Annotated in this window: 27 protein-coding genes and 2 riboswitches; of the genes, 11 read left to right on the top strand and 16 right to left on the bottom strand. The window is 68.4% G+C overall.

Going from position 1 to position 26310, the window contains the following annotated elements; genetic code table 11:
• Nucleotides 1–29 precede the first annotated feature (29 nt).
• Nucleotides 30–314 (bottom strand): hypothetical protein, encoded by a 285-nt coding sequence (locus tag ASD34_RS05570; protein ID WP_056573947.1) that lies wholly within the window; start codon nt 312–314, stop codon nt 30–32.
• A 90-nt stretch (nt 315–404) separates the two neighbouring features.
• Here ASD34_RS05570 and ASD34_RS05565 point away from each other — a divergent pair, with 90 nt between their 5' ends.
• Nucleotides 405–671: a hypothetical protein gene (locus tag ASD34_RS05565; protein ID WP_157609644.1), complete on the top strand. Its 267-nt coding sequence runs from the start codon at nt 405–407 to the stop codon at nt 669–671.
• Between the two features lie 25 nt (nt 672–696).
• Here ASD34_RS05565 and ASD34_RS05560 read toward each other — a convergent pair whose 3' ends face one another.
• The 3 genes from ASD34_RS05560 to ASD34_RS05550 form a co-directional block, all read right to left on the bottom strand.
• Nucleotides 697–948, bottom strand: coding sequence for a hypothetical protein (locus tag ASD34_RS05560; RefSeq protein WP_056573941.1), 252 nt, complete (start codon nt 946–948; stop codon nt 697–699).
• A gap of 89 nt (nt 949–1037) precedes the next feature.
• A complete protein-coding gene (locus ASD34_RS05555; RefSeq protein WP_056573938.1) occupies nt 1038–3086 on the bottom strand; it encodes a S8 family serine peptidase in 2049 nt (682 codons plus the stop codon).
• 92 nt (nt 3087–3178) lie between these two features.
• On the bottom strand, nt 3179–3400 hold the full coding sequence (locus tag ASD34_RS05550; protein WP_056573934.1) for a hypothetical protein: 222 nt from the start codon (nt 3398–3400) through the stop codon (nt 3179–3181).
• A 108-nt stretch (nt 3401–3508) separates the two neighbouring features.
• Between ASD34_RS05550 and ASD34_RS05545 the strand changes: the two genes are divergently transcribed.
• Nucleotides 3509–3826: a hypothetical protein gene (locus ASD34_RS05545; RefSeq protein ID WP_056573931.1), complete on the top strand. Its 318-nt coding sequence runs from the start codon at nt 3509–3511 to the stop codon at nt 3824–3826.
• Between the two features lie 3 nt (nt 3827–3829).
• Here the strand turns inward: ASD34_RS05545 and ASD34_RS05540 are convergent, their stop codons facing one another.
• Nucleotides 3830–4549 carry a hypothetical protein gene (locus ASD34_RS05540; protein ID WP_056573929.1) on the bottom strand — a complete coding sequence of 240 codons (720 nt, stop codon included), beginning with the start codon at nt 4547–4549 and terminating at the stop codon, nt 3830–3832.
• A gap of 111 nt (nt 4550–4660) precedes the next feature.
• Here ASD34_RS05540 and ASD34_RS05535 point away from each other — a divergent pair, with 111 nt between their 5' ends.
• The 7 genes from ASD34_RS05535 (at nt 4661) to ASD34_RS05505 (ending at nt 10870) form a co-directional block, all read left to right on the top strand.
• Entirely contained in the window at nt 4661–5578 is a 918-nt protein-coding gene (locus tag ASD34_RS05535) for a protein NO VEIN domain-containing protein (RefSeq protein WP_056573924.1), read from the top strand.
• Nucleotides 5579–5731: 153 nt separating this feature from the next.
• Nucleotides 5732–7033 (top strand): UDP-N-acetylglucosamine 1-carboxyvinyltransferase, encoded by a 1302-nt coding sequence (locus ASD34_RS05530; RefSeq protein ID WP_056573921.1) that lies wholly within the window; start codon nt 5732–5734, stop codon nt 7031–7033.
• Nucleotides 7034–7040: 7 nt separating this feature from the next.
• Nucleotides 7041–7538 carry a hypothetical protein gene (locus ASD34_RS05525; RefSeq protein ID WP_056573919.1) on the top strand — a complete coding sequence of 166 codons (498 nt, stop codon included), beginning with the start codon at nt 7041–7043 and terminating at the stop codon, nt 7536–7538.
• A 103-nt stretch (nt 7539–7641) separates the two neighbouring features.
• Nucleotides 7642–8682, top strand: a complete 1041-nt coding sequence (locus ASD34_RS05520) for an NAD(P)H-dependent flavin oxidoreductase (RefSeq protein WP_056573917.1) — start codon at nt 7642–7644, stop codon at nt 8680–8682.
• Nucleotides 8683–8730: 48 nt separating this feature from the next.
• Nucleotides 8731–9420, top strand: a complete 690-nt coding sequence (locus tag ASD34_RS05515) for an alpha/beta hydrolase (RefSeq protein WP_056573915.1) — start codon at nt 8731–8733, stop codon at nt 9418–9420.
• 175 nt (nt 9421–9595) lie between these two features.
• Nucleotides 9596–10507: a DUF3014 domain-containing protein gene (locus ASD34_RS05510; RefSeq protein ID WP_056573912.1), complete on the top strand. Its 912-nt coding sequence runs from the start codon at nt 9596–9598 to the stop codon at nt 10505–10507.
• Nucleotides 10508–10621: 114 nt separating this feature from the next.
• Nucleotides 10622–10870: a hypothetical protein gene (locus ASD34_RS05505; protein ID WP_056573909.1), complete on the top strand. Its 249-nt coding sequence runs from the start codon at nt 10622–10624 to the stop codon at nt 10868–10870.
• 40 nt (nt 10871–10910) lie between these two features.
• On the opposite strand, the gene gcvP is transcribed toward ASD34_RS05505, so the two are convergent.
• The 6 genes from gcvP to ASD34_RS05475 all read right to left on the bottom strand — a co-directional run bounded on the left by gcvP (nt 10911) and on the right by ASD34_RS05475 (nt 18354).
• Nucleotides 10911–13832, bottom strand: a complete 2922-nt coding sequence (gcvP, locus tag ASD34_RS05500) for an aminomethyl-transferring glycine dehydrogenase (protein ID WP_056573906.1) — start codon at nt 13830–13832, stop codon at nt 10911–10913.
• A gap of 51 nt (nt 13833–13883) precedes the next feature.
• Nucleotides 13884–14255 carry a glycine cleavage system protein GcvH gene (gcvH, locus tag ASD34_RS05495; RefSeq protein WP_056573903.1) on the bottom strand — a complete coding sequence of 124 codons (372 nt, stop codon included), beginning with the start codon at nt 14253–14255 and terminating at the stop codon, nt 13884–13886.
• A 60-nt stretch (nt 14256–14315) separates the two neighbouring features.
• Nucleotides 14316–15488: a glycine cleavage system aminomethyltransferase GcvT gene (gcvT, locus tag ASD34_RS05490; protein WP_056573900.1), complete on the bottom strand. Its 1173-nt coding sequence runs from the start codon at nt 15486–15488 to the stop codon at nt 14316–14318.
• A 47-nt stretch (nt 15489–15535) separates the two neighbouring features.
• Nucleotides 15536–15647: riboswitch (glycine riboswitch) on the bottom strand.
• Nucleotides 15648–15659: 12 nt separating this feature from the next.
• A riboswitch (glycine riboswitch) is annotated at nt 15660–15750 on the bottom strand.
• Nucleotides 15751–15781: 31 nt separating this feature from the next.
• A complete protein-coding gene (locus ASD34_RS05485; protein WP_056573897.1) occupies nt 15782–16306 on the bottom strand; it encodes a hypothetical protein in 525 nt (174 codons plus the stop codon).
• A 96-nt stretch (nt 16307–16402) separates the two neighbouring features.
• Nucleotides 16403–16900 (bottom strand): hypothetical protein, encoded by a 498-nt coding sequence (locus ASD34_RS05480; protein WP_056573894.1) that lies wholly within the window; start codon nt 16898–16900, stop codon nt 16403–16405.
• A gap of 260 nt (nt 16901–17160) precedes the next feature.
• Complete coding sequence (locus ASD34_RS05475) at nt 17161–18354, bottom strand: MFS transporter (RefSeq protein ID WP_056573891.1); 1194 nt, start codon at nt 18352–18354, stop codon at nt 17161–17163.
• A gap of 108 nt (nt 18355–18462) precedes the next feature.
• Here ASD34_RS05475 and ASD34_RS05470 point away from each other — a divergent pair, with 108 nt between their 5' ends.
• The gene (locus ASD34_RS05470; protein ID WP_056573889.1) at nt 18463–19248 is read left to right on the top strand and encodes an AraC family transcriptional regulator; all 786 of its coding nucleotides are present in this window, start codon (nt 18463–18465) and stop codon (nt 19246–19248) included.
• A gap of 63 nt (nt 19249–19311) precedes the next feature.
• On the opposite strand, the gene ASD34_RS05465 is transcribed toward ASD34_RS05470, so the two are convergent.
• The 4 genes from ASD34_RS05465 to denD all read right to left on the bottom strand — a co-directional run bounded on the left by ASD34_RS05465 (nt 19312) and on the right by denD (nt 23334).
• Nucleotides 19312–20589 carry a TRAP transporter large permease gene (locus ASD34_RS05465; RefSeq protein WP_056573885.1) on the bottom strand — a complete coding sequence of 426 codons (1278 nt, stop codon included), beginning with the start codon at nt 20587–20589 and terminating at the stop codon, nt 19312–19314.
• 85 nt (nt 20590–20674) lie between these two features.
• Entirely contained in the window at nt 20675–21169 is a 495-nt protein-coding gene (locus ASD34_RS05460; protein ID WP_056573882.1) for a TRAP transporter small permease, read from the bottom strand.
• 105 nt (nt 21170–21274) lie between these two features.
• A complete protein-coding gene (locus tag ASD34_RS05455) occupies nt 21275–22246 on the bottom strand; it encodes a TRAP transporter substrate-binding protein (protein WP_056573879.1) in 972 nt (323 codons plus the stop codon).
• 71 nt (nt 22247–22317) lie between these two features.
• Nucleotides 22318–23334: a D-erythronate dehydrogenase gene (gene denD / locus ASD34_RS05450; protein ID WP_056573876.1), complete on the bottom strand. Its 1017-nt coding sequence runs from the start codon at nt 23332–23334 to the stop codon at nt 22318–22320.
• A 66-nt stretch (nt 23335–23400) separates the two neighbouring features.
• On the opposite strand from denD, the gene ASD34_RS05445 reads away from it, so the two are divergent.
• Nucleotides 23401–24462 (top strand): hypothetical protein, encoded by a 1062-nt coding sequence (locus ASD34_RS05445; RefSeq protein ID WP_056573873.1) that lies wholly within the window; start codon nt 23401–23403, stop codon nt 24460–24462.
• Nucleotides 24463–24519: 57 nt separating this feature from the next.
• Here ASD34_RS05445 and ASD34_RS05440 read toward each other — a convergent pair whose 3' ends face one another.
• Nucleotides 24520–26223 (bottom strand): electron transfer flavoprotein-ubiquinone oxidoreductase, encoded by a 1704-nt coding sequence (locus tag ASD34_RS05440; RefSeq protein WP_056573870.1) that lies wholly within the window; start codon nt 26221–26223, stop codon nt 24520–24522.
• Nucleotides 26224–26310 lie beyond the last annotated feature (87 nt).

Here is a 26310-nt window from a genome sequence, read left to right as displayed (position 1 = left end):
CGACGTCGAAGCGATCGCGCGGGCCGCCGTCAGCTGCCGGCCGGGTGCGTCGTCGCCTTGCGGCTGCCATCCAGCGAATACAGCTGCGGGCGATCTTCCACCGCGACCGTATCGGGCCCGTGCTCCGCGGCGCGCGGTTGCCGGTACAGCTCGTTCTCGAGCCGCCGCGCACGTTCCGCGTACATGCGGGCGAGCGCGCTGTGATGCTCTGCGGCGGCCTGGTGCTCGATGCGCGCCATCTGGGCCTCTTCGAGCAGCGCCGAAGCGCGTTTCAGGTAGGCCGTGTGGGTGGGCCGAAACAAGAAGTCGAACATGGTTTCACACTCCTTTCCGTTGCGACAACGGTGCAATCATTGTGAACGAATGGTTTGCGAAAGCCATCGATTCGTTCGGGGCGGATGCACATGACGCGTTCTGTTGCACTTGACTCAGACAGAATCGACGCCAGAGAGAGGGTTCGATCACCGATGAACAACGAGGTTCGCTTTTGCCTGGAATACAGGCTCGCCGCCGACGGCCCGTCGCATGCCGTGCAGACCGCCTGGATGGTGGATTCGCCTGCCACGCGCGCGCAGATCAACGAAATGATCGCCAACGCCCGTGCGATGAATGCCGCGGAATCGAAATGGTGGGTCGAGGAGCGGCCGGGCGGCCGCCCGGCTCAGCCGTGACGGCGGCAGGAACTGGCTTCGCGCCTCAGGAAATGCGCGGCAGCCGGCGCGACAGCTCGACCGATTCGACGGCCGGGTCGGCTTCGAGCTGCTGCAGCTTGTCGAGCGGAATCTCTGCCGAGAACAGGCCCGGCGAGATGTCGGCGCGCGCGGCGATGTAGTCCGGCCGCTCGGCGCCCTCGCACAGCTTGACCAGCACGACCACCCACTCGCCCGACACCGGCGCGGGGGCGGCCGAAAAGTCGAGCTTCTTGAGCGAGCGCAGGTCGATGGGCATGACAGGAAAGGTGGGGGCCGAAGCACAGATTACACCCCCCGTTCAGGTGCGGCACAACCGCACCGGGTGTGGGGGACATCGGCAGGTCGTCAGATCGCGCCGCTGCCGGCGCGGCCATCGCCGCGCTGCGGGTCCCAGCCGGCCGGCCCCGCGCCGGGCTTGACGCCCGCCTTGAGCCTGGTACGGATGTCGGCGATGGTCAGCTTCTTTCCCTCCTTGTGGGCCTTGCCCAGCATCAGCGCGACCAGCCCGGTCACCGCCGGCGCCGCCATGCTGGTGCCCGACATCTTCACCATGCCGTCCTTCGTGCGCGACTGCGCGGCCTTCACCTGCACGCCCGGTGCGCAGACCTCGGGCTTGGGCCGGCCGTCGCGCGTCGGTCCCGCGCTCGAGAAACTGGCGGCGGGCTCGCCTGTCTTGCGTGCGTCGTAAGCGCCGACCACGATCGACAGCTTGCCTGTCGACAGCGATCCCAGCAGGTGCGATGGCACCGGATGGCCGAAGTACGACTGACCGCTGTCCAGGCGCTCGAGCCAGGCATGGAACGGCACGTCGTCGGCCGTCAGGGCGTGCAGCCGCACCGTGAGCTGGCCATCGGGCCAGTTGGGCGCCAGCCAGATGCCGATCACGTTGTCCTTGTTGTTCGGGTCCGTGATGCGGCTGCTGAGGAACGCGGCGATCTCGCCGTTGCCCGCGCCGAGCGGGAAGTTCTCGCCCGGCGCCACGCTCGCGAGCACCTGGCCGTCAGGCCCCAGCAGTTCGGCGCGCAGGCGATGGCTGCCGCCGTACCAGAGTTCGAACTCGCCGCCCCGGCCGTTGACCAGCGTCCACGGCACATCGAGCTGCCCGTTGCCGGGCGCGGTGCCCGCCGTGTGCGTGTTGTCTTCCTGCGCATTGCCGGCGGCGAGAACGATTGCGCGGTTGGGCTTTTGCGAGACGAGCGCGTCGAAGCCCTGCTCGACCAGCGAGGTGCCGTCGTGCGGACCGCCGTTCGTGCCCAGGCTCAGGTTGACGACGCAGGGCTTGTCGCCGGCGCGGTCGAAGATGAACTTCACCGCTTCAAGCATCTGCACCGAATCGCCGAAGGAGCTGAACACCGCGTTGTGGCCGGTCCAGGCGATGTCGCGGGCCGACATCTCGACGAAGATCAGGTCGGCCTTGGGCGCCACGCCGGGTTGCAGCGAGCCCTGGCCGTTGCCGCCCGCAATGTCCATGACGTGCGTGCCGTGCGCGCTGGGGCCGGGGTCGTAGCCCAGCGCCTTGTACGGGTCGGCCTTCGCCAGCGCCTTGTCGATGTCTGCCGCCTCGAAGAGCCGGCCGTAGCCGTAGGGGCTGTTGGCCCGGGCCGGCGCGCCCTGTTGCCACAGCGCGAGCAGGCGCGTCTTGCCGTTGGCCTTCAGGAAGTTCTGGTGCGCGAAGTCGCCGCCCGAATCGACGATGCCGATCACCACGCCGCTGCCGCCGGCCGTGCCGGCAAGCGCAGGGCTGTCGGCTTGCACGCCCATCGAGGCGAGCGTGTGGTCCAGGGCCGGCCGCACGGGCTGCGAGGCTTTCATGCTGAGCACGGCCGGATGCTGGTGGATGGCCTCGGCCTTGCCCAGCGGAATGCGCCCCGTGACGAGCACCGTGCCATCGTCCGCGCTGCCGATGGCGGCGCCTGCATCGACATCGGGAATGTCCACCCACGCGGCATGGCTGGTCACGCGTGCCACGACAGGCACCGAGTCGCCGTCAGCGGAAGAGACCCGCATGCTCTGCTTGCCTGCACGGCGGTTCACCACCGCCAGTTGCAGCCGCGGGTCCATCGACGTTTCCACGTCAAGCGGCAGGCGCTGGAGTTGCGCAAGCCCGAAGGTCGACACCGGCGAGAGCCGCGTGCACAGCGCATCGGCGGTGCCGGCAAGCGCGGCGGAGGCTTGGCCTGGCACTGGGCCTGCGGTCAGCGGCGCCACCATCGCCGCGGCCATCTCGGGCGGCATCTCGACCCAGCTGTTGAGGAGCTTGATCTGCCCGGTCACATGAAGCCGCACGCTGGCGGACGACAGCGCCGGCGTCAGCACGCCGTGCGGCATCTTGGGGACTTTCGTATCAGCGGGCGATTGCTTCTTCGCGACGACGCGCTTCTTGCCTGTGGCCATCTCTCGAATCTCCTTGCGCACGCGCTGTGGACGGGTAGCACAAGGTGTAGCAGATCGACGTGGCCTCTGTCACGCCGGCCGCGTTGCCACGCTCACTTCGCCACGATCTCGAAGACATCGCCGTTCGTCGGCGTCGCGTTCTCGTGATAGATGTCATAGAGGTACTGCGCGAGGTCGGCGGGTGCCACGTCGGGCGGAATCGCGAGCTGGGCGGGGCCCAGTTTTCCATCGGCGCCGACCCAGTGGCTGCGCCAGCGGGCATCGGTCATTTCGACGCGCAGGGTGTGGCCGAACACATTGAAGAGGTAGCGCATCGTCGGGCTCCGGGCAGGCACGAAAAGGGAGGAGGGACCGGCCACTGTAGCGCCCTCGTCGTATGCACAATGGGTCGAATCGCCCACTACATCCATCCCCAAATCCGCATGGCAGACCCCAACGTACGCAAGACCTACGAAGCGGCCGTGGCCGCGCTCGGGCCCGCTGCCGAGCGGATGCTGGCCGATGGTGTGGATGAGGAACAGGTGGCGCGGTGGATCTTCGCTCAGCGGGACGACCTCAAGCTGCACTACCGCGCGCTGACGCCGTCAGCCGAACTGCAGGCCCTCGAAGCCAGATCGCACAATCGCTACGGCAACACGCTGGGCCCGTCGATCGCGCAACTGCGAAGCGCGGGAAAGTCGTGGCGGGACATCATCGATTCTGCGGCGCGGCCGGGGACTCACTATCGCCAGGGCGATTGACTGCTACGGGGCGTTGCGCCAGCGGCCCGAGCGTGCGCAGACCTCGGCTTGTTCGCCGTTCACCCGGACCTGTTCTTCATCGAGCCGCGACGCGGTGGCCGGATCGACGTCGAAGTCGATGCCGAGCAGGCGCGCCACCTGCGCGTCTTCGATCGACAGCTCCCAGGTCAGGAACAGCTGCGTGCGGTCCTCGTCAGCTGGGAAGTCTGCGGTGTCGAAGCCATGGTCGCTGCCGCGCGGCACGACGGCGTGAGGCTGCCCCGTGTCGAACAGCAGGGCCGTGCCCCGCGTGAGCGCAATGCGCTGGCCTGTGACGGGGAAATGCACGTCCAGGCCCTTGTCGTCGCTGAGGAAGAGGTTGCAGAAGGCCGCGCCGCCGTACTGCGCGCCGTCGTGGTGGTAGCGGGCGCCGCGGCAGGCCATCAGGGCGACGTCGCTGGCGGGGAGCAGGGCGGCAGGCAGGCCCAGCGTGCCCAGCCAGCCGGACATCGCCTGCACGCACTGTGCGTAGTCGGGCCAGCGCGCGCGCGCGCGGGCCAGGGGCATGGGTTCGACATCGCCGGGTTCGAGCGGCACGTTCGTGGCGATCTCCCGCTGCCAGTCGGCCAGGAGGCGGGCCGGGGGCTCGGGCACGTCGAGCAGGGCCGCGTGCACGACGCCGCCCACGCTGCGGCTGCGCAGGGTGTCGCCGTGCCAGAAATAGGAGGTCAGCAGGTCGTGCATGCGGGGGCTTTCAAGGCACGGAGGGTACACGCGGCGGGGCGCCAGGGGCCGGGGAGCGACGGCCGATGCGGCATACTCCCACCCCCTCCCAACTCGCCAGAATTTCGCTGAATGGACAAGGAAGTCGACCCCTCCGTGCTCGCCGCCATCGATGAGATGCGGCTCTCCGGACCGCGCCTCACGCCGGTCGAAATCGTCGCCAAGATGGGGGTGTTCGACGCACGCGACAAGCCGTTCGAGCACGCCTGGCTCGCCACGGGCGACAACGTCATCGCCACCATCTGGGGCGAGTACGTGAGCGTGGCGGCCGGTGGCCGCTGGTTCTACCTGGAATCGCTCGACGCCCAGCGTCGCCCCGGCGGCGGCGTGCGAAGCGCCCAGCAGGCGCAGCGAGCCAAGGACCGGCTGGCGCTGCTCAAGCGCACCTTCGACGCCGGCCAGGGTTTCCGTGCCGTGCTGCAGACCAACCGCGTGGCCATCGCCGAGCTCGAGAGCAACAAGAGCGCCAAGGTGTCGACCCGCGTGCGCGACGACGCCGAATGGCACGTGGCGAGCTGGGAACCCGAACAACAGCTCGCAGTGCTGGTGCGCGGTGCGCGCGGCTGGGTGCCGACCGAAGCCGACATCGCGGCCGCGAAGGCCCGTGGCGGCGTGGCGCCGGACGAGGAAGCCGACGCCGCGCCGGCCGGCCCCACCACGCCCGACGCGCTCCAGGCCGCTGCCATGGCCTATGTCGTGGGCCACTTCAAGGGCTATGGCTACAACGCGGAAGACGTGACGAGCAAGGCGCTGGGCTACGACATCGAGGTGTCGAACGCCAAGGGCGCGATGCTGCTCAAGGTGGTCGTGAAGGGCACCGCCCCGGCGCTGCCGACCTTCGCGCTCACGCCCGAGGAAAGCCTGTGCGCCGTGCGCGAGCCGCTGTGGCGCCTGCTGGTGGTGGCGGACGCGGGCACCGCGACGGCAGCGCACAAGATCTACAAGCCGACCGAAGTCGACCAGGCGCCGGGCTTCCAGCGCAAGGCCTGACGGTCCTCCCAGGCAACGACGTGGCCGCCCCTGCGCGCCGCGTGCGTTTCCAAATTCTTACAACTGAGCCCCCGGAAACCTGTCGTTTCCAACGGTAAAGTTCCGCCGTCCGGCGCGAACAGTTCGTGCCTTCGCCCTCTGTTCGCCCCCTTCATGTCCAACCTCATCGTGCACGGCGGTACGCCCCTTCGCGGCCGCATCATCCCCTCCGCCAACAAGAACGCGGTGCTGCCGGTGCTCTGCGCCACCTTGCTCACCGGCGAACCGCTGCGGCTGCACGGGGTGCCCGACATCACCGACGTGCGCAAGATCCTGGACATCTTCCGAACGCTGGGCAGCGAGGTCCGCATGGACCACGAGAGCGGCACGCTCGAACTGCACCACCGCGAAACTGCCTTCGACGCGGCCCGCCACCGCCTGCCCGAGGAAATGCGCTCGTCGATCATGCTGGTGCCGCCGCTGCTGGCGCGCTTCGGCGTGGCGCGGCTGGAGGACAACGTCAAGGGCTGCACGCTGGGCGTGCGCGAGATCGATCCGCACGTCGAGGTGTTCCAGCGTTTCGGCGGCGAAGTGGAACGCACCGAGGGCTCGCTGCTGGTGTATGCACCCGGCCGGCTCACGCCCACCGACCACTGGCTCGACTACGCCTCGGTGACGACCACCGAGAATTTCGTGCTGTGCGCGGCCACCGCGGGCGGCACCTCGACGCTCACCAACGCCGCCTCGGAGCCGCACGTGCAGGAGTTCTGCCGCTTCATGGCGTTGATCGGCGTGCGCATCGAGGGCATGGGCACCTCGCGGCTCACGGTGCATGGCGGCACCACGCTGGGCGGCGGCGAGTTCCGCTTCGATGAAGACTTCCACGAGATCACGACCTTCCTGGCGCTGGGCGCGATCACCGATGGCGACGTCGTGGTGCGCAACAGCGCGCCTGGCAACTTTCCGCTGATCGACCGCACCTTCGCCAAGTTCGGCGTGCAGATCGAGCATGCAGACGGCTGGTCGCGCGCCATCCGCAGCGGTCCGTTGAAGGTGCAGACGCCGTTCACCAGCAACGTGCTCACCAAGGTCGAGGCTGCGCCGTGGCCATACTTTCCGGTCGACCTGCTGCCGATCTTCATTGCACTGGGCGTGCGCGCGCAGGGCAACGCGATGTTCTGGAACAAGGTGTACGACGGTGCGCTCGGCTGGACCGGCGAGCTGTCGAAGTTTGGCGCGCACGTGTTCTCGTCCGACCCGCACCGGCTCATCACCTTCGGCGGCCATGCGCTGTCGCCGGCAGTGGTCGAAAGCCCCTACATCATCCGCGTGGCGATCGCGCTGTTCATGGTGGCTGCGAGCATCGAAGGCAAGTCCGAGATCCGCAACGCCACGCCGATCCGGCGCGCGCACCCGCGCTTCGTGGAAAACCTGCGCAGCCTGGGCGTGCAGGTGGAGTGGACCAGCGAGGAGTGAGCGCGCCGTGATCGTTTCCGTTTCGAACCGGGCGAAGTGGCTGCTGCAGCAGGTCGGACAGCTCGTGCTGATGGTCGGCTTGACCTCGCTGGTGTTCAACTACGCCTACCGTTTCACGGTCGACCGCACGATCAACACGCCGATGTTCTACGCGGTGACGCTGCTGCTGGCGCTGGCGACCATCGTCGCGGTGCGGCGCGACTATCTTTTCGTGTCGGCTTACGAGTTCATGCCCGAGGCCATCGTCGTGCGCACGGCGCTCGGCTTCTCCAAGCGCTTCGAGACGCAAGACTTCCAGTTCGTACCCAGCCTGCACAAGACGATCAACCTGCCGGAGCCGAAGGCCTCGCTGTCCTTCGACGTGCAGAACCGCAAGACGGGTCGCCGTGCCCGCAACTACGCCTGGACCGGCTTCCCGGTGGACGACTTCCGCGCGGTGTGTCGCCTGTACGGCTACAAGGACGACACCGATTTCAAGCTGAAGGATTTCGGCAAGGCGCGTTGAGTGTGCGGGCGGCCGCGCCCATGATGACCCCGCAGCCGCAGCGTTCTCCGGCTTGGCTGGAGAATGCCGTCATTCGACACACGGACACAGGAGCGCATCCCGAATGACCACGCTGCAACAGATCCTCGGCACCGAACTTCCATTGATCCAGGCGCCGATGGCCGGCGCGCAGGGCAGCGCGATGGCGATCGCGGTGTGCAACGAAGGCGCGCTGGGGTCGCTGCCGGGCGCGATGCTCAGCCCCGACGCGATGCGCAGCGAGCTCGCGGCGATCCGCGCCGGCACCGACAAGCCCTACAACGTCAACTTCTTCTGCCACACGCCGCCGGTGCCGAGTGACGAACGCGAGGCCACGTGGCGCGGCGCGCTCGCACCGTACTACACGGAGTTCGGCATCGACCCCGCCACGATTCCGGCCGGGCCGGGGCGCAACCCGTTCAGCGCCGAGGTGGCCGATCTGCTGGCCGAGTTCAAGCCGCCGGTGGTGAGCTTCCATTTCGGCCTGCCTTCCGAGGCGCTGCTGGCGCAGGTGTGCGGCTGGGGCGCGAAGGTGCTGGCCTCGGCCACCACTGTCGAGGAGGCACTGTGGCTCGAAGCCAAGGGCGTCGACGCGGTCATCGCGCAGGGCCTCGAGGCCGGCGGTCACCGTGGCCATTTCCTGTCGCACGACCTGACGAAGCAGCTCGGCACTTTTGCACTGCTGCCGCAACTGGTGCGCGCGCTGAAGGTGCCGGTGATCGCGGCCGGTGGCATCGCGGATGCCGACGGCGTGGCCGCGGCCATGGCGTTGGGCGCGGCCGGCGTGCAGATCGGCACGGCCTACCTGCTGACGCCCGAGGCCACGACCAGCGCGCTGCACCGCGCGACGCTGAAGAGCGAGGCGGCGCGCCACACGGCGCTCACCAACCTGTTCACTGGGCGGCCCGCACGCGGCATCGTCAATCGTGTGATGCGCGAGCTGGGGCCCATCGGCCCGGCGCCGGAATTTCCGCTTGCCACCTCGGGCATCGCGCCGCTGCGCGCCAAGGCCGAGGCGCAGGGCCGTGGCGACTTTTCCCCGCTGTGGTCAGGGCAGAACGCCACCGGCTGCCGCGAGGTGTCGTCGGCCGAGGTCACGCGGGCGCTGGCCCAGGGCTTTCGCTGAGCCGCGCCGCCCATTGTTTTTTCGAGGCTTTCGAGGCACTTTCGACCCATGACATCGCTCCATCTGCCCTTGCAGTTCCTGCACCATCCCGCCCCTTCGGGCGGCCCTGAGCCCTGGCTGCTCGTGCTGATGCACGGCGTGGGCAGCAATGAACAAGACCTGTTCGGCCTCGCGCACATGATGCCGCCGCAGTTCCATGTGCTGAGCCTGCGCGCGCCGTACGTGCTGTCGCCCGGTTCCTACGCATGGTTCGAGTTCCAGGTGCTGGCCGATGGCGGGCGCCGCATCGACGAGGAACAGGAGCGCGAGAGCCGCTTCCTCATCGGCGAGATGGTCACGTCGGCGTCGCAGCAATTGGGCATTCCGCCCGAGCGCGTGGTGGTCGGAGGTTTCAGCCAGGGCGGGATCATGTCGCTGTCGCTGCTGTTCACGCAGCCCGAGAAGCTGCGTGCCGCGCTGGTGTGGCACAGCCGGCTGCTGCCCGAGGTGGTGCCGCACATCGCGCCGCCCGAGGCCTTCGCAGGCAAGGCGCTGTGGGTGAGCCATGGCAGCGCCGACAACGTGATTCCACCGAGCGCCGCGCAGGCCACGCGCGAGCTGGCGCGCGGGCTGCCGCTGGCACTGTCGGGCTCGGACTTTCCGGGCGCGCACGAAATCCGCCCAGCCGAGCTGCAGGGCACGCTGGCGTGGCTGCAGGCGCTCAGCGCGGGGGAAGCCCCGCATGCCGCGGCGCGCTGACCCGCGCCGCGCGTGTGCGCAGCGTGATGCAGGCGTGCTGACCGACTGAACTTCGGCGCGGTCGGGGCGTCACAGGGGGTTACGAGAACGTGGCGATCGTGCGGCCCTTGCAGGCCATCCTGATGCACCATTGCCCTTCGTCTCCCCACTGCCGTCCCGCAAAAGGAAACCGCCCATGTCCGACGCCGACACTCCCCGCGACGCCCCCGAATTCAGACCCCGCCGCGAGACACCGATGGGCACCATCATCGGCCTCGTGCTCGTGGTGCTGGCCGCCGCCTACTTCGGCTGGCGCTGGTACCAGCAGCAACAACTGGCCCCGCTGCCGACCGCGCCCGTCGCCGTCGCGCCGAACGACGCGCCCCCCGAACCGCCCAAGGCCGAAGAGCCGACCGGCCCGCAGAACCCGGTCGAGGCGCTGGCTCCGCCCGAAGCTGCATTGCCCGCGCTGGCCAGTTCCGATGCGCGCGTGATGAAGGCAATCACCGAACTGCTGGGCGGCAAGGCCGTCGCGGCCTACCTGCAGCCTGACGGCGTCGTGCGGCGCTTCGTTGCCACGGTCGACAACCTGCCGCGCGAGCAGGCGCCCGCCAGCAAGTGGCCGGTGCGGCCCGCGCCGCAGCGCTTCATCACCGAAGGGCCGCCCCAGGGCGGCGTGCAGACCATCGCGGCCAACAACGCGGCGCGCTACAACGGCATCGTGATGCTGGCCGGGTCGGTCGATCCGGCCAGGGCGGCGGCGGTGTATGCGCGGTTGTACCCGCTGTTCCAGCAGGCGTACGAAGAGCTGGGCTATCCGGGCCGCTACTTCAACGATCGCTTCATCGCCGTGATCGACCACCTGCTGCAGGCGCCCGAGCCCACCGGGCCGGTGCAGGTGAAGCTGGTCGAGGTGAAAGGCGACATTCCCTCGCAGCGGCCCTGGGTGCGCTACGAATACGCCGATCCGAAGCTCGAATCGCTCTCGGCCGGCCAGAAGATCCTGGTGCGCATGGGCCCTGACAACGAGCGCAAGATGAAGGCCAGCCTGCGCGGCTTTCGCGAGCGGATCGCCACGGGCGACATCGCGAAGAAGAAGCAGCCCTGACGCGAGAGGGCGTGCAGGCGCGTGCTGCGCACCTGCACGCCGTGTAGGCGCAGGCCGATTGCATGCGCAGCAAAGGGCCGAGATGATTCGCGCTTCAGACTTCGAGGGCAAGCCATGAACCTGATGAGCGTCGATCTCTACCAGAGCACCACCGACCCTGAAAAATTTCTGGCGCTTCCCGCCGGCACCGATCCCACCGAACTCATGGGCCCGATGACCTTCGACCGGGACTACGCGCACATCAGGCGCTACCAGACGGGCTTCGAGTTCGATCCATCCGAAGCCTACGCCGGCGTGAACGCCGCGAAGATCGCGGCGGACCTGCTCACCGTGAAGTGGGCGATGTACCGTCGCGAAGGCTGAGCAACGGCTCGGCTGCGCCTCGCCGCCGCCCGAACCTTCGTCAGGCCTCTTCCGCTTCCTGGTATTCGCCCACCGGCACGCAGCTGCAGAACAGGTTGCGGTCGCCGTAGACGTTGTCGACGCGACCGATCGGCGGCCAGTACTTGGCCTGCTTGAGTTCGGCCAGCGGGAACGCGCCGAGTTCGCGCGAGTAGGGGTGGCTCCACTCCGTGCCGAGCAGGCTGGCGGCGGTGTGCGGCGCGTGCTTGAGCGGGTTGTCGTCCTTCGACCAGACGCCTTCTTCCACGCGGCGGATCTCGCCGCGGATGGCGATCATCGCGTCGACGAAACGATCGAGCTCGGCCAGCGGTTCGCTTTCAGTCGGCTCGACCATCAGCGTGCCGGGCACGGGGAAGCTCAGCGTGGGCGCGTGGAAGCCGTAGTCGATGAGGCGCTTGGCCACGTCTTCGGCGGTGACGCCGCTGGTGTCCTTGAGCGGACGCAGGTCCAGGATGCACTCGTGGGCGACGTGGCCCCGTCCTTCAGGTGTTTGGCTCGCGTACAGCGTGGGGTAGTGGTCCTTCAGGCGGGCGCTGATGTAGTTGGCGCTCAGGATGGCCGTTTCGGTCGCGGCCTGCAGTCCCTTGGCGCCCATCATGCGGCAGTACATCCAGCTGATCGGCAGCACGGCCGCGTTGCCCAGCGGTGCCGCCGACACGGCGCCCACGCCGTTCGACGGCACGCCGGCCGTGGCATGGCCCGGCAGGTAGGGCACGAGGTCTTCGACCACGCAGACCGGGCCGACGCCCGGGCCGCCGCCGCCGTGCGGAATGCAGAAGGTCTTGTGCAGGTTCAGGTGGCTCACGTCGCCGCCGAACTCGCCCGGCGCGGCCACGCCGACCAGCGCGTTCATGTTGGCGCCGTCCACGTACACGCGGCCGCCGTGTTCATGCACGAGCTCGCACAGTTCCTTCACGCGGGTCTCGAACACGCCGTGCGTGCTGGGGTAGGTGATCATCACGGCGGCCAGGTGCTCGCTGTGCTTTTCGCAGGCGCGCTTGAGGTCGTCCATGTCGACGTTGCCCTGCGCGTCGCAGGCCGTCACCACCACCTGCAGGCCCACCATCTGGGCGCTGGCCGGGTTGGTGCCGTGGGCCGACGACGGAATCAGGCAGATGTTGCGGTGGCCCTGGCCCTTGGCTTCATGGAAGGACTTGATGGCCAGCAGGCCTGCGTACTCGCCCTGCGAGCCCGCGTTGGGCTGCAGGCTGATGCCCGCGTAGCCGGTCGCCTCGCACAGCCAGGCGCGCAGCTGCGCGTCGAGCTGGGCGTAGCCCTGCAGCTGGTCGGCGGGCGCGAAGGGATGGATGTTGGCGAACTCGGGCCAGGTGACGGGGATCATCTCGCTGGTCGCGTTGAGCTTCATGGTGCAGCTGCCCAGCGGGATCATGCTGCGGTCGAGCGCGAGGTCCTTGTCCGAGAGGCTGCGGATGTAGCGCAGCATCGCGGTTTCGCTCTTGTGGGTGTTGAACACCGGGTGTGTGAGGAAGGCGCTGGTGCGGCGCAGGTCGTCCGGGATGAGCGGCGTGGTGCTGGCGGCCAGGTCGTCGAAGCGCGGCATCGCAGTGCCGGCGGGCACGAACAGCGCCCACAGGGTTTCGATGTCGGCGCGCGTGGTGGTTTCGTCCAACGAGATACCCAGGTGCTGCTGCAGGCGCTGGCGCAGGTTGACGCCGCCGGCCAGCGCGCGCTCGAGGATCGCGGCGGTGTCGTCGCCGGTGCGGATCGTCAGCGAATCGAAGGCGGTGGCGTTGACCGGCTCGCGGCCCATCTGCGACAGGCCCTTGGCGAGGATGGCCGTGAGCACGGCCACGCGCTGCGCGATGCGCGTGAGGCCGTCGGGGCCGTGGTACACGGCGTACATGCTGGCGACCACGGCCGGCAGCACCTGCGCGGTGCAGATGTTCGAGGTGGCCTTCTCGCGGCGGATGTGCTGCTCGCGCGTCTGCAGCGCGAGGCGGTAGGCGGGCTGGCCGTGCGTGTCGACGCTCACGCCGACGAGGCGGCCGGGCAGCGAGCGCTTGAACGAATCGCGGCAGGCCAGGTAGGCGGCGTGCGGGCCGCCGTTGCACAGCGGCATGCCCAGGCGCTGCGTGGTGCCGCAGACGATGTCGGCATCGAACTCGCCGGGGGCGACCAGCAGCGTGAGTGCCAGCAGGTCGGCCGCGACGATGAAGGCGGCGTCGCACTGGTGCGCGTGGCCCGCGAGCGGGCGCAGGTCGTGCACGTGGCCGGTGGTAGCCGGGTACTGCGCGAGCACGCCGAAGAACTCGCCGCTCACCATCAGGTGCGGCAGCGTTTCCGACACCGTGCTCACCTTGACCTCGATGCCCAGCGGCGCGGCGCGCGTCTTGATGACCTCGATGGTCTGCGGGTGGCAGTCACCGGACACGAGGAACACGTTGCTCTTGCTCTTCACGCTGCGCTTGGCCAGCGTCATCGCCTCGGCGGCGGCGGTGGCCTCGTCGAGCATCGAGGCGTTGGCAATGGCCATGCCCGTGAGGTCGCACACCATCGTCTGGAAGTTGAGCAGGGCTTCCATGCGGCCCTGCGAGATCTCGGCCTGGTAGGGCGTGTAGGCGGTGTACCAGGCGGGGTTCTCCAGGATGTTGCGCAGGATCACGCCCGGCGTGTGCGTGCCGTAGTAGCCCTGGCCGATGAAGCTCTTGAACACCTTGTTCTTCGACGCCAGCGTCTTCAGCTCGGCCAGCGCGTCGGCCTCGGTGACCGGCGCGGGCAGGCGCATCGGCTTCGCGCGGCGGATGGCCGCCGGCACGATGCCGTCGATGAGTTCTGCGCGCGTTTCCGAGCCGATCACCGGCAGCATGCGCGCCTCGTCCGCCGCATCGATGCCGATGTGGCGGGCGAGAAATTCTTCGGCGTTCTCTAGTTCTTGCAAAGAGGGAAGGGCGGGCGTCGGCATGGCGGTGAGGGCTCGGGGGGAAAAGACAAAGGTGCTGAAGAACTCAGCGGATCAGGACTCGGCGGCGAACTTGTCGTACGTGGCTGCGTCGAGCAGGGCGTCGAGCTGCGCGGGTTCGCTCAGCTTGACCTTGAAGAACCAGCCGGTGGCCAGCGGGTCGCTGTTGGCCAGCGACGGGTCGGCGCGCAGCGCTTCGTTCACTTCGGTGATCTCGCCCGACACGGGCATGAACACATCGGCGGCGGCCTTCACCGACTCGACCACACCGGCGACTTCGCCCTGCGCGAAGGTCTTGCCGACTTCGGGCAGGTCGACGAACACCACGTCGCCCAGCGCGTCCTGCGCGTGCACGGTGATGCCGACGGTGGCGGCGCCGCCTTCGGCCGCCACCCATTCATGGTCCTTGGTGTATTTGATGCTCATGAAAAAACTCCTCGTGGAAAAAATGAATCGGGGTGCAGAGCCTAGCCGGGTCTGCGGTGTTCAGCCGCGGTAGTAGCGTGTCGGCACGAACGGCATCGTCGAGACCTCCATCGGCACCGGCTTGCCGCGCACGATGGCCTGCACGCGCGTGCCCGGCTCGGCAAAGGCGGCGGCCACGTAGCCCATGGCCACGCAGCGGTCGGCCGTGGGGCCGAGCAGGCCGCTGGTCACGGTGCCGATGTCCTGGCCTTCGAGCGACTGCAGCAGCGTACCGTCGCGCACCGGAATGCGTTCCAGCGCGACGAGGCCGACGCGCTTGCGCGTGAGCGTGTCGTGGTCGGTGTGGCCGGCCGCGCCCGAGGCGACGGCGGCCAGCTGGGCCAGCACCTTGGCCGCGCCCGGAAAGCCGCCCTCGCGGGCGCCACCGGCGCGGCGCACCTTCTGGATCGCCCAGTTGAGCGAGGCTTCGACCGGCGTGGTGGTGGTGTCGATGTCGTTGCCGTACAGGCACAGGCCGGCTTCCAGCCGCAGCGAATTGCGCGCGCCCAGGCCGACGGGCTTCACTTCGGGCTGTGCGAGCAGCAGGCGGGCAAGGGCGTCGGCGTCTTTTGCGGCCACCGAGATCTCGAAGCCGTCTTCACCGGTGTAGCCGCTGCGCGTGACGAAGGCCGCGATGCCGCCGATCTGCACCGCGCCGCCGGTCATGAACACGAAGCGCTCGATGCCGGGCGACAGGCGCGCCAGTGTGGCCGCGGCCTGCGGGCCTTGCAGTGCGAGCAAGGCGTGGTCGGGCAGGGGCTGCACTTCGCAGCGCCCGCCGATCTTGTCCTGGATGTGGGCGATGTCGGCCACCTTGCAGGCGCCGTTCACGATCACGAAGAGCGAACCGTGGCCTTCGTTGAAGAACATCAGGTCGTCGAGGATGCCGCCCTCGTCGTTCAGCAGCAGGCCGTAGCGCTGCTTGCCGGCGGGCAGATCGATCACGTCGACGGGCATCAGGGTTTCGAAGGCGGCGGCGGCATCGGGGCCGACCAGGCGCAACTGGCCCATGTGCGAGATGTCGAACAGGCCGGCCGCGTCGCGCGTGTGCTTGTGCTCGGCCATGAGGCCGGCGGGGTACTGCACGGGCATGGAGTAGCCGGCGAAGGGCACCATGCGGGCGCCGAGCTCCACGTGGAGGTCGTACAGCGGGGTCTTGAGAAGTTGGGCGTCGGAAGCGGAGGAAGCAGCCACGGGGCACTCCAAAGGGGCAGTCGAAATCCATGGCTGCAACGCCACGGGCCACCCCTGCTGTCCGCTTTACCTGAGAGATTCGCCCCACGATCGGGGTTTGCTCCTTCGGTGGGCCATCGTTGCACCGGGGTGCAGTGGCCTCTCTCCAGCAAGGAAACGCCGGTGGTGGCCGGCGTCTTGTCAGTCCTTTTGCCTGAGCGTTCGGGGAACCCCTGCGCCTTCGGCGGCCCCGTCATGCGGGGCTCTCTCCTGACCCGGCGAGTGTAGTGGATCGCGAAGCCGGGGCTGGCGGCTCAGTGCACGGTTTCGGCCGGCGGCAGCAGCTTGTCGATGCGCTCGCGCAGCGAATCGGCGCGCTCGGGGCCGGCGGCCTTCTCGACTTCAGACAGCATCAGCGCGGCGATGGTGAGCATGGCCTCGCGGTCGCGCGCCTGGCGCAGGGCGTCGCGCATCTGGTTGGCGAAGCGCGGGTCGCGGCGCACGAACATGCGCTCGCAGATGTCGAACAGGAACATGCGCGTGGTGGCCAGCGAGCGCTTGCCGTCGAAGCTGTCGGCCGACGTGGCGACCGAGACCGGCTCGGTAGACGGGCCTGCAACGGGTTGCACGACGACCGGCCGCGCGTCTTGCAGATAGCCCCGCTGCATCAACCCCTGGATCGCCTGCTCGGCCTCGACGCGGCTCGGGAACAGCGGGCTGAAGTCGGTCAGCGAGCGCCGGCCGTCGGCCATGAGCAGCAGGGCGCGCTCACGCTGGCTGAGCGTGCGCTGCCCGGCCTGGAGTTCGTCGCGTGCCTTCTCGGTCTTGGTGGGGAACATGGCAGCCACAGCTTTCGGAGGTCGAAGGCTGCAGCATCGTTGCAAGTGGTGACACTTTCGTGAACCATTGGCCTACATCGGGCACGTTGGTGCACGTCAGTTGCCCGCGCTGCTTTCCTTGCGGATCAGCCAGCGCGTGCCCACGCGCTGCAGTTCGAGGGTCTTGCGGTCGGTTTCGGTCAGCGCGTCGGCGCTGTAGATCTGCCGGAACTGTGCGTTGGCCGACGTGCCCTGGATGCTGATCACCAGCCCTTCGATGCCCACGCTGATGCGCGACTTGCCCGTGATGCGGGTGCGCCGGTCGGCCTCCCAGCGCTCGCGGGTCTGGCCGCGCGCGGGGGTGAAGTCGCTCGCGTAGGCGGCGAGGTAGCGCTCGACGTCGCGCGCGGACCAGGCGGCGGCCCAGGCACGCACGGCGGTTTCCACTTCGGCGAGGTGGGTGACGGGATTGGTGGGGTTGGCGGGGGCGGCTGCTGCTGGTGCAACGGTTGCAACGGGCGCAACGGGTGCGGTGGCCGGCGTGGCCGCGATACCGGCGGTGGCCAGCAAGCCGGCAGCGACAAGGCTGCTGCCCTGGGCGACGATTCGGTGCATGGCGTCCTTCTCTTTCCTTCTTCTTGTCTGTCAGGCTCGACGTCGAAGCTTGCGTCGATTCTGGCAGTGAAAGAGAGGGCGCGTGGCGTTGAATCGCCCACGGATTTTGGTGGTTCTTGGATCAGGGCGTGTGCACAGGACACCGGGTGCTTCCCTCCGCGAATGTCCCCCGCCTTCGGCTCCTCCTTGATTTCGCTGCGGGAAGCGCCCAGTGCCCTGTGCACGGTGGGCGCTGCCGTTGCGCGGGAACGGAACTCAACTCAGGCCGCCGCAGCCTCGCCCGCCATCACCTGCACCGTGCGGTTGCGCAGCCGCAAGGCCAGCACGGTCGCGACGCACAGCACGCACAGTACCACCGTGAGCGTCACGCCGAGCCCGCGTGCATCCGACAGCAGGCCGAACAGCGGCGACACCAGCCCGCCGACCGAGAGCGCGAGCCCGAGCGTGATGCCGCTGGCGGTGGCCGGGTTGCGCGGCAGGTAGTCCTGCGCGAGCGTCACCTGCGCGGCGAAGGGCAGGAACATGCTCATGCCGAGCCACGCGGTGCAGGCCAGCGCCGCGCCGGGCGTGGCGGAGAGCACGAGGCCCGCCATGGCCGGCAGCGCGAGCACGTAGCCGCAGCGGATCGTGCCCATGCGCCCGATGCGGTCGCCGAGCCAGCCGCCGGCCAGTGTGCCCACGGCCCCGGCGGCGGTGAAGGCGGTGAGCGCCGCGGCGCCCTGGAAGGTCGAGCCGTGCAGGTCGCGCGTGATGCGCAGCGAGAGCATCGACAGCACGGTGACGTACGGGATCGACCAGCCCACGATGGTCGCGACCAGCAGGCTGAAGGCGCGCCAGTCGTTGTGCGGTTTGAGCACCTGGGCGCGGGCCCGCGCGGCGCGCGCCGCCGCGGCTGCCGCGTGGCTGGCGACGGCACCGCGCTGCGCGTTCACCGCGACCCACACCACGCCCATCGCCACCGCGGGAATGCCCAGCAGGTAGCTGCGCGACAGGCTGCCGCCGCCGACCACCGTGGCCGCCAGCACGGGCGCGAACGAGGCGCCGATGGTGCCGCCCACCGAGAACACGCTCATCGCCTTCTGCGAGGCTCCACCGGCGGTGCGCGCGGCCACGGTGGCGGGCGGGTGGTAGGCCGCGATGCCCAGTCCGCACAGCGCGACCGCGATCCAGGTCAGCAGGTAGCTCTGGCTCAGGCCTGCCAGCACCACGCCCAGCGCCGCCACCAGGAAGCCCACGGGCACCAGCCAGGCGCGCGGGTGGCGGTCGGCGTACAGGCCGAACAGCGGCTGCACCACGCTCGACAGCCCGGTGGCCGCCAGCATCAGGCCGCTCACGGCCGTGTAGCTGTAGCCGCGCTCCAGCACCATGAAGGGCAGCAGCGCGGGCACGAGGCCCTGGTAGAGGTCGTTGACGGCATGGGTGCCCGTGAGCAGCCCGAGTCGGCGCGTGTTCATGCGATGGCTTCTTTCTTCGATGTCCGATGGGAGAAAAAGGGAGGAAAAGCCATCGTAGGAAGACAAGGAAAGATGTTCTCGCTACGAATGTGCAAACATCGTCGTGAAATGGACAAACTGAATCTGCGCCCCGAAGAAGGCGAATCGACCCCGCGCGTCGTCGCCGTGCTGGCCACCGATCCGGCGGGCGACGCCTTCATTCCGCCACACACGCACCGTCGGGGCCAGCTCATCCACGCGATCTCGGGCGTGATGATGGTCAGCGCCGCGTCCGGCAGCTGGGTGGTGCCGCCGGGGCGCGGCGTCTGGGTGCCGCCCGGCATGACGCACCAGCTGCGCATGGCGGGAGAGGTGAAGATGCGCACCGTCTTCGTCGAGCCCGGCACGCGCGCCGACCTGGGCACCGACTGCCGTGTGATCCATGTGGGGGCGCTGTTACGTGAACTGATCGTCGCGGCCGTGTCGCTGCCGCTGGACTACGCGCCGGGTGGCCGCGACGAACGCGTGATGGAACTGATCCTCGACGAAATCGAGGCCGCGCCCGCGCTGTCGCTGCATGTGCCGATGCCGCGCCACGCGCGCCTGGCCGCGCTGTGCGAGGCGCTCATCCGCGACCCCGCGCAGCCCGCCACGCTCGATGGTTGGGCCGCGCGGCTGCACATGAACGCGCGCACGCTGGCGCGGCTGTTCGAGCGCGAGACCGGCATGACTTTCGGTGCATGGTGCCGCCAGGCGCGGCTGCTGCTGAGCCTGCCGCGCTTGGCCGCGGGCGCGTCGATCCTCGAGGTGGCGCTGGCGCACGGCTACGAGAGCCCGAGCGCCTTCACCGCGATGTTCCGCCGCACGCTGGGCGTGCCGCCGAGCCAGTACCTGCAGCACGAACCGAAGCGCTGAAACGACACGGCGGGCGGCCCGCGAAGGCCGCCCGCCGTGTGCGGGTGGGCGTGGTGCCTGCGGCTACCGGCTGTAGACCAGGTCGCGCAGCGACAGCGAGACCCAGGGCACGTACGTGATGATGAGCAGGCAGCCCAGGATCACCAGCACGAACGGGATCAGGTGCCTCACGATCCGGTCGAGCGAGATGCGCGCCACCGTACAGGCCGCGAACAGGTTCACGCCGAAGGGCGGAGTGATCATGCCCAGCGCCAGGTTCACCACCATGATCAGGCCGAAGTGCACCGGGTCGACGCCGAAATGCACCGCCACCGGCGCGAGGATCGGGGCCAGCACGATGATCGCCGCGCTGGTCTCGATGAACATGCCGATCACGAACAGCGCCGCGTTCACGCCCAGCAGGAACATCGTGGGCGACTTCAGCACGTCCTGCAGCCAGTGGCCGATGGCGTCGGGCACACCGGCGCGCGTGATCAGGAACGCGAACAGGCCGGCGTTGGCGATGATGAACATGATCACCGCCGACGACAGCACCGACTTGCGCAGGATCACGAACAGGTCGGTGATCTTGATCTCGCGGTAGATCACCATGCCCACGACCAGCGCATAGAACACCGCCACCGCAGAGGCCTCGGTCGGCGTGAAGATGCCGCCGTAGATGCCACCCAGGATGATCACCGGCATCAGCAGTGCCCAGCCGGCCTGCCACAGCGCGCGCCCGAAAGGCATGCGGCCGTCGCCGTCGGTCTTGCCCCAGCCCTTCCATTTGCAGTAGACCCAGACGAAGAGCATGAGCGCCCCGCTGATCAGGATGCCGGGGCCGAAGCCTGCGATGAACAGCTCGCCGATGGACACCTCGGCGCTCACGCCGTACAGGATCATCGGGATCGACGGCGGAATGATCACGCCCAGCTCGGCGCTCGTGGCCTGCAGCGCCGCCGCGTACGACGTCGGGTAGCCGTGCTTGATGAGCGCCGGGATCAGAATGGCGCCAATGGCGAAGGTGGTGGCCACCGACGAGCCCGACACCGCTGCGAAGATCATGCAGGTGAGCACGCAAGTCATCGGCAGGCCGCCCTGCACGCCGCCCACGATGCTCTTGGCAAACTCGACCAGCCGGCGCGAGATGCCGCCGGTTTCCATCAGGTTGCCGGCCAGGATGAAGAACGGAATGGCCGCCAGCGGAAACTTGTTGATCGAATTGAACATCTCCTTCACGGAGATCAGCATGTTGGCGTTGGTCACCTGGATGCCCAGGATCGACGCCAGACCGATGGACACGGCCACCGACACCGACAGTGCAAAACACAGCACCATCGTTGCAACCATCACGACGCTCATGGTGTGACCCCCACGCTCGGCACTTCGTGTCCTCGCTGCCCCCCGAGGGGGCCGTTCGCTTGCTTGGGGCGGCCCGGCGCGGCGCTCATTGCGCGGTCTCCAGCTCAAGCCGCTTGGGATCGAGAAAATTGCCGGCAATGCCGAACAGACAGAACACGGAGCCGACGGGCAGCGCCAGGTAGGCCCACACCATCGACAGGCTTTCGAGGCCGGCCATCGACTGCACGCGCCCGCGCATCGCATAGTCCCAGCCCCACCAGAGAATGACCAGCATCAGCGCCAGCGCGGCCAGTGCCACCACGGCGTCGAGTACGCGGCGCACGCGCGGCGAACTCCAGCGGTAGAGCACGTCGACGCTGACCATCGCACCCTGGCGGAAGGCCATCGGGATGCCCAGGAACACCATCCAGATCAGGCTCACGCGGATCAGGATCTCGCTCCATTCGGCGGGCTGCTCCAGCACGAAGCGGGTGACGATCTGGAACACGCCCAGCGCCGAGGCGATCACCAGCATCAGGCAGGCGGCGACCATCGACACGCCGGTGGTCCAGCGCTCGATGCCGAGGAATTTATCTTTCATACACAACAGCTCGCATGGTTCGGTTTCTTCGGGTTCTGAACGAAAAAAGCCCGCCAGACAAAGCTGGGCGGGCATCGACGCTGTCAGGAGACAGCCGCCGGGTGATCACTTGAAGTTGCGGATCTTGTCGAGGTTGGCCTTGCCGAAGTCCTTTTCGAACTGGGCATTCACCGGCGCCAGCGCCGCCACGAACTTGGCCTTGTCGACGTTGTCGATCACGGTCATGCCCTTGGCGCGCAGGTCGGCGACGCCCTTAGCGTCGTCTTCGTCCACGCGTGCACGGTTGGCCTTGGTGCCTTCCTTGGCGGCGTCGAGGAAGGCCTGCTTGTCGGCCGCGCTCAGCTTGTCGAAGGTGGCCTTGTTCATCACGAAGATGCAGGGCGAGTAGACGTGGCCGGTCAGCGAGAGGTGCTTTTGCACCTGGTCGAACTTGGCCGAGATGATCACCGGCAGCGGGTTCTCCTGGCCATCGACCGTGCCTTGCTGCAGCGCCGTGAACACTTCGGGGAAGGCCATCGGCGTGGTCACGATGCCGAAGCCCTTGTAGGCGGCGATGTGCACCGGGTTTTCCATCGTGCGCATCTTCAGGCCCTTGAGATCTTCAGGGGCCTTCACGTCGCGCTTGCTGTTGGTCATGTGGCGAAAGCCGTTCTCGGCCCACGCCAGCGCCTTGAAGCCCTTGGCGTCGAACTTGGTCAGCATTTCCTGGCCGATGGGACCGTCGAGCACGGCGCGCGCATGGGCCTTGTCGCGGAACAGGAACGGCACGTCGAGGATTTTGGTCTCGGGCACGAAGTTCGGGATCGGGCCGGTCGAGGAAAAGGCCAGTTCCTGCGTGCCCAGCTGCACCGCTTCGATCGACTCGCGTTCGCCGCCGAGTGCGCCGTTGTAGAAGGTCTGGACCTTGTAGCGGCCGCCCGTGCGCTTTTCGACTTCCTTGGCGAAGGTGTCGATGGCCACGCCCTGGTGCGAGTTCTGCGCGGTGGAAATGCTGATCTTCATGGTCGTCTGCGCAAAAGCGGCGCAGGCCATGCCCATGCCCAGAACCAGGCCGGCGGCCAGTCGGGTCAACTTCATTTGTCTGTCTCCTCGGTTGGAAAAAAGGGGCGCGCAAAACAGCCTGAGACCGGTTTCACGCAAAGAGGTGACTATGCACGAATAACCAGTTTCACCGCGTCGGGACTTTCACGGACGTAGGCGCGAATCACGTCGTCGAATCGCTCGTCGGCCACGAGGCCCAGGGCCCGCGCGCGCGGCGTGTCGAAGCGGCCCGGCCAGGTCTTCACGATGCGGCCGATGGTGGCGTCGGGCGTGCGGTCGAGCAGGTCGGTGGCGGCGCGGCCGGCCACGCGTTCGAGCGCGGCGGCCATCTCGCCCACGGTGGTGGCCAGCGAGGGCAGGTTGAGCGCGGTGCGCGCGCCCCAGTCCGCATTGCCGGCCTCGGCGGCACGCACGATGCCTTCGATGGTGCGTGCCGGCGAGGCGATGGCCACGGGTGTCTCGTCGGGCACCGGGCAGGCCGCGCGCAGGCCGGCGAGCGGCTCGCGGATCATGCCGCTGAAGAAGCCCGAGGCCGCGCCGTTCGGTTGGCCGGGGCGCACGCTCACCGTCATGAGACGCACGCTGCGCCCCTGCACGAAACCCCTGCGCGTGTAGTCGGCCACCAGCTGCTCGCCGATGAATTTCTGGATGCCGTAGCTGGTCTGCGGCGTGGGCAGCGTGTGGTCGTCGATGAGCGCGGGCAGCGGCTGCTCGGGCGAATCGCCGAACACGGCGAGCGAGCTGGAGAACACCAGCACGGGGCGCGTGCCGAGCGCGCGCAGCGTTTCGAGCAGGCCGTGCGTGGCCGCGAAGTTGCTGCGCATGCCGAGGTCGAAGTCGGCCTCGCATTCGCCGCTGACGGCCGCCGCGAGGTGGAACACCGCGTCGGCCTCGCGCCAGAAGGCGGCGCCGTCGCCGCGCAGCTGGTCGTTGAGGTCGCCCACGGCGGATGCGATGCGCGCGTCGGCCGCCAGGTCGGCGGGCGGTGCCACGCGGTCCGCGAGGGTGATGCGTTCGATGTCCCGTTCGGGCGCGCCCGCGAGCGAAAGCCGGCCGCGCGCCAGCAGGGTGCGCGCCAGGCGCGCGCCGAGGAAGCCGGCGCCGCCGGTGATGACGATGTGCATGAAGTCCTGTCTCCTTGTGTCCGTGTGTCGCGAGGATAGCGTCGGCGGGTATCGCACAATTTGCGCATGCCCATGCTGCCTCCCGATCTCCTCGCCACCCTGGGATTGCCTGTGCTGCAGGACGCCGACCTCGACACCCAGGCTTCCTTCTTCCAGCGGCCCGAGGTCCGCGCGTTCTACTTCGAGGTCGTGGAAAGTTCTGCGAAGGACGAGGTGCTGCGCGCCGCCATCGCGCAGCTCGGCGACGTGCATCCGCATCGGGCCGCCTTGCTGGCGGTGTTCTGCGGCGCGCTGGTGGAAAACGGGGCCGATCCGCAGCTCATGTTCGACGCCGTGCGGCAACTGGCGGGGCGCCTGCTGGCGTCGTTGGCACCGTACTGCGCGGCGCAGCCGCATGAGCCGGACGAGGATGACGACGAACCGCAGGACGAGAAGGAACTCGCCGTCTGGCAGGCCGCCGAAGCCGCGCTCGCGTCGCTGTCGCCGCTGGCCCGCTTCGAGGTCGATGCGCGCCAGCGCGCGGTCGATCTGCTGGCGCTGCCGCTCATGACCATGGTGGTGCGCGATGTGCGCAACCACCAGTCGCTGGTGGCGGACGAAGGCCTGCTCGCGCACATCGAGGCCATGTATGCCAACGACTCGCTGCCCTTCGAGGCGCTGCATTTCCTGCGCGCGGCGGCCCAGCTGTCGTACGAGGACGAGCTGGTGGTGCTGCTGCCGGCGTCGGGCGCCGGCATGGTCGTTCGCGCCCAGGGCCTCAACAACAACTTCCACGCGTTCTCCCTGCTGCAGGACCTGATGGAAACGCACGCCCAGACGCTGGGCATACGGCAGCCGCCGCGCGCGCGCCGCGACGGCGACAGTGATGCCGCCTCGTTCCTCTGGCTGCAGGCGACCGCCTACGCCCAGGGCGAGCTGGTGGACCGCATGGCGTGGTCCTGGGGCGAAGGCACGCTGCGCGAGAACGCGCGCAGGCAGGGGCGGCTGGTGCTCGTTGCGCTGGAAACGGACGACAAGCCCGCACGCGGCTGGAACGGGTTCACCCACGTGCTGCACGCCGAGCAGAACCCGCAGGTGTCGCTGGTGCATTTCCTCACGCCCGACGAGGTCGCCGCGTACCTCGCCTGAAGCGCCATGAAAAAAGCCCTCCGAAGAGGGCTTCCATGCATCGATGCGGCGGGCGTCTTACATGCCCACGTAGTTCGGACCGCCGCCGCCTTCGGGCGTGACCCAGACGATGTTCTGCGTCGGGTCCTTGATGTCGCAGGTCTTGCAGTGCACGCAGTTCTGCGCGTTGATCTGCAGGCGCTCCTTGCCGGCGCCGGTTTCGTCGGGCACGAACTCGTACACGCCGGCCGGGCAGTAGCGGCTCTCGGGGCCGGCGAACTTGGCAAGGTTGACGTTGACCGGCACCGACGCGTCTTTCAGCGTCAGGTGGGCGGGCTGCTGCTCTTCATGGTTCGTGTTGCTGATGAACACGCTCGACAGGCGGTCGAAGGTGAGCTTGCCGTCCGGCTTCGGGTAGGCGATGGGCTTGCACTCGGCCGCCGGCTTCAGGTACTGGTGGTCAGGCTTGTTGCGGCGCAGGGTCCATGGGATGTGGCCCTTGAGCAGCCACTGCTCGACGCCGTTCATGACCGTCGCGATGCCCAGGCCCTTCTTGAACCAGGCCTTGAAGTTGCGGGCCTTGTTCAGCTCGGTGTAGAGCCAGCTCTTCTCGAACGCGGCCGGGTAGGCCGTGAGTTCGTCGTGCTGGCGGCCGGCCATGACCGCGTCGAATGCGGCCTCGGCGCACAGCATGCCGGTCTTGATGGCGGCGTGGCTGCCCTTGATGCGGCTCACGTTGAGGTAGCCGGCCTCGCAGCCGACCAGTGCGCCGCCCGGGAACACCGTCTTGGGCAGCGACATCAGGCCGCCGGCCGTGATCGCGCGCGCGCCGTAGCCGATGCGCTTGGCGGGCTTGATGCCCTTGGCTTCGTCACCCTCGAGGTACCAGCGGATGTTGGGGTGCAGCTTCCAGCGCTGCATTTCCTCGAACGGGCTCAGGTACGGGTTGCTGTAGTCCAGGCCCGTGATGAAGCCCATCGTGACCTTGTTGTCCTCCATGTGATAGAGGAACGCGCCGCCGTAGGTGTCGCTCTTCATTGGCCAGCCGGCTGTGTGCAGCACGAAGCCGGGCTGGTGGCGCTTGGGATCGATTTCCCAGACTTCCTTGACGCCCAGGCCGTAGGTCTGCGGGTCGCGGCCTTCGTCGAGCTTGAACTTGGCGATGAGCTGGCGGCCCAGGTGGCCGCGCGCGCCTTCGGCGAACACCGTGTACTTGCCCAGCAGCTCCATGCCCAGCTGGAAGTTCTCGGTGGGTTCGCCGTCCTTGCCGACGCCCATGTTGCCGGTGGCCACGCCGCGCACCGAGCCGTTCTCGTTGTAGAGCACTTCGGCGGCCGGGAAGCCGGGGAAGATTTCCACGCCGAGGTTCTCGGCCTGTTGCGCCAGCCACTTGGTGAAGGCGCCCAGGCTGATGATGTAGTTGCCGTGGTTCTGGAAACAGGCCGGCAGGAACGCGTTGGGCGTGCGCAGGCCTGACTTCTCGCCGAGGAACACCATGGCGTCGTCGGTCACGGGCTGGTTCAGCGGCGCGCCGAGTTCCTGCCAGTCGGGCAGCAGTTCGTTGAGCGCGCGCGGGTCCATGATGGCGCCCGACAGGATGTGCGCGCCGGGCTCGGAACCTTTCTCGAGCACGACGACGGAGATCTCTTTCTCCTGCTGGGCGGCGAGCTGCTTGAGGCGGATCGCGGTCGAGAGGCCGGCGGGGCCGCCGCCGACCACGACCACGTCGTATTCCATGGCTTCGCGAGGGCCGAACTGGGCGAGGATTTCGTCGTGCGTCATGTGGGTTGGGTCGATAATGATTTTTAGAGGCGCGGGGGCGTCCCGGTTCGCCGGGCATTTTATGCGGCGTCCGGCCGTGGCCTTGTC

The organism is Variovorax sp. Root473, assembly GCF_001426505.1.
Lineage (GTDB): Bacteria > Pseudomonadota > Gammaproteobacteria > Burkholderiales > Burkholderiaceae_C > Variovorax.
Note: the sequence above shows the minus strand (reverse complement) of the source record. Positions and strands in the feature narration are given on the sequence as shown.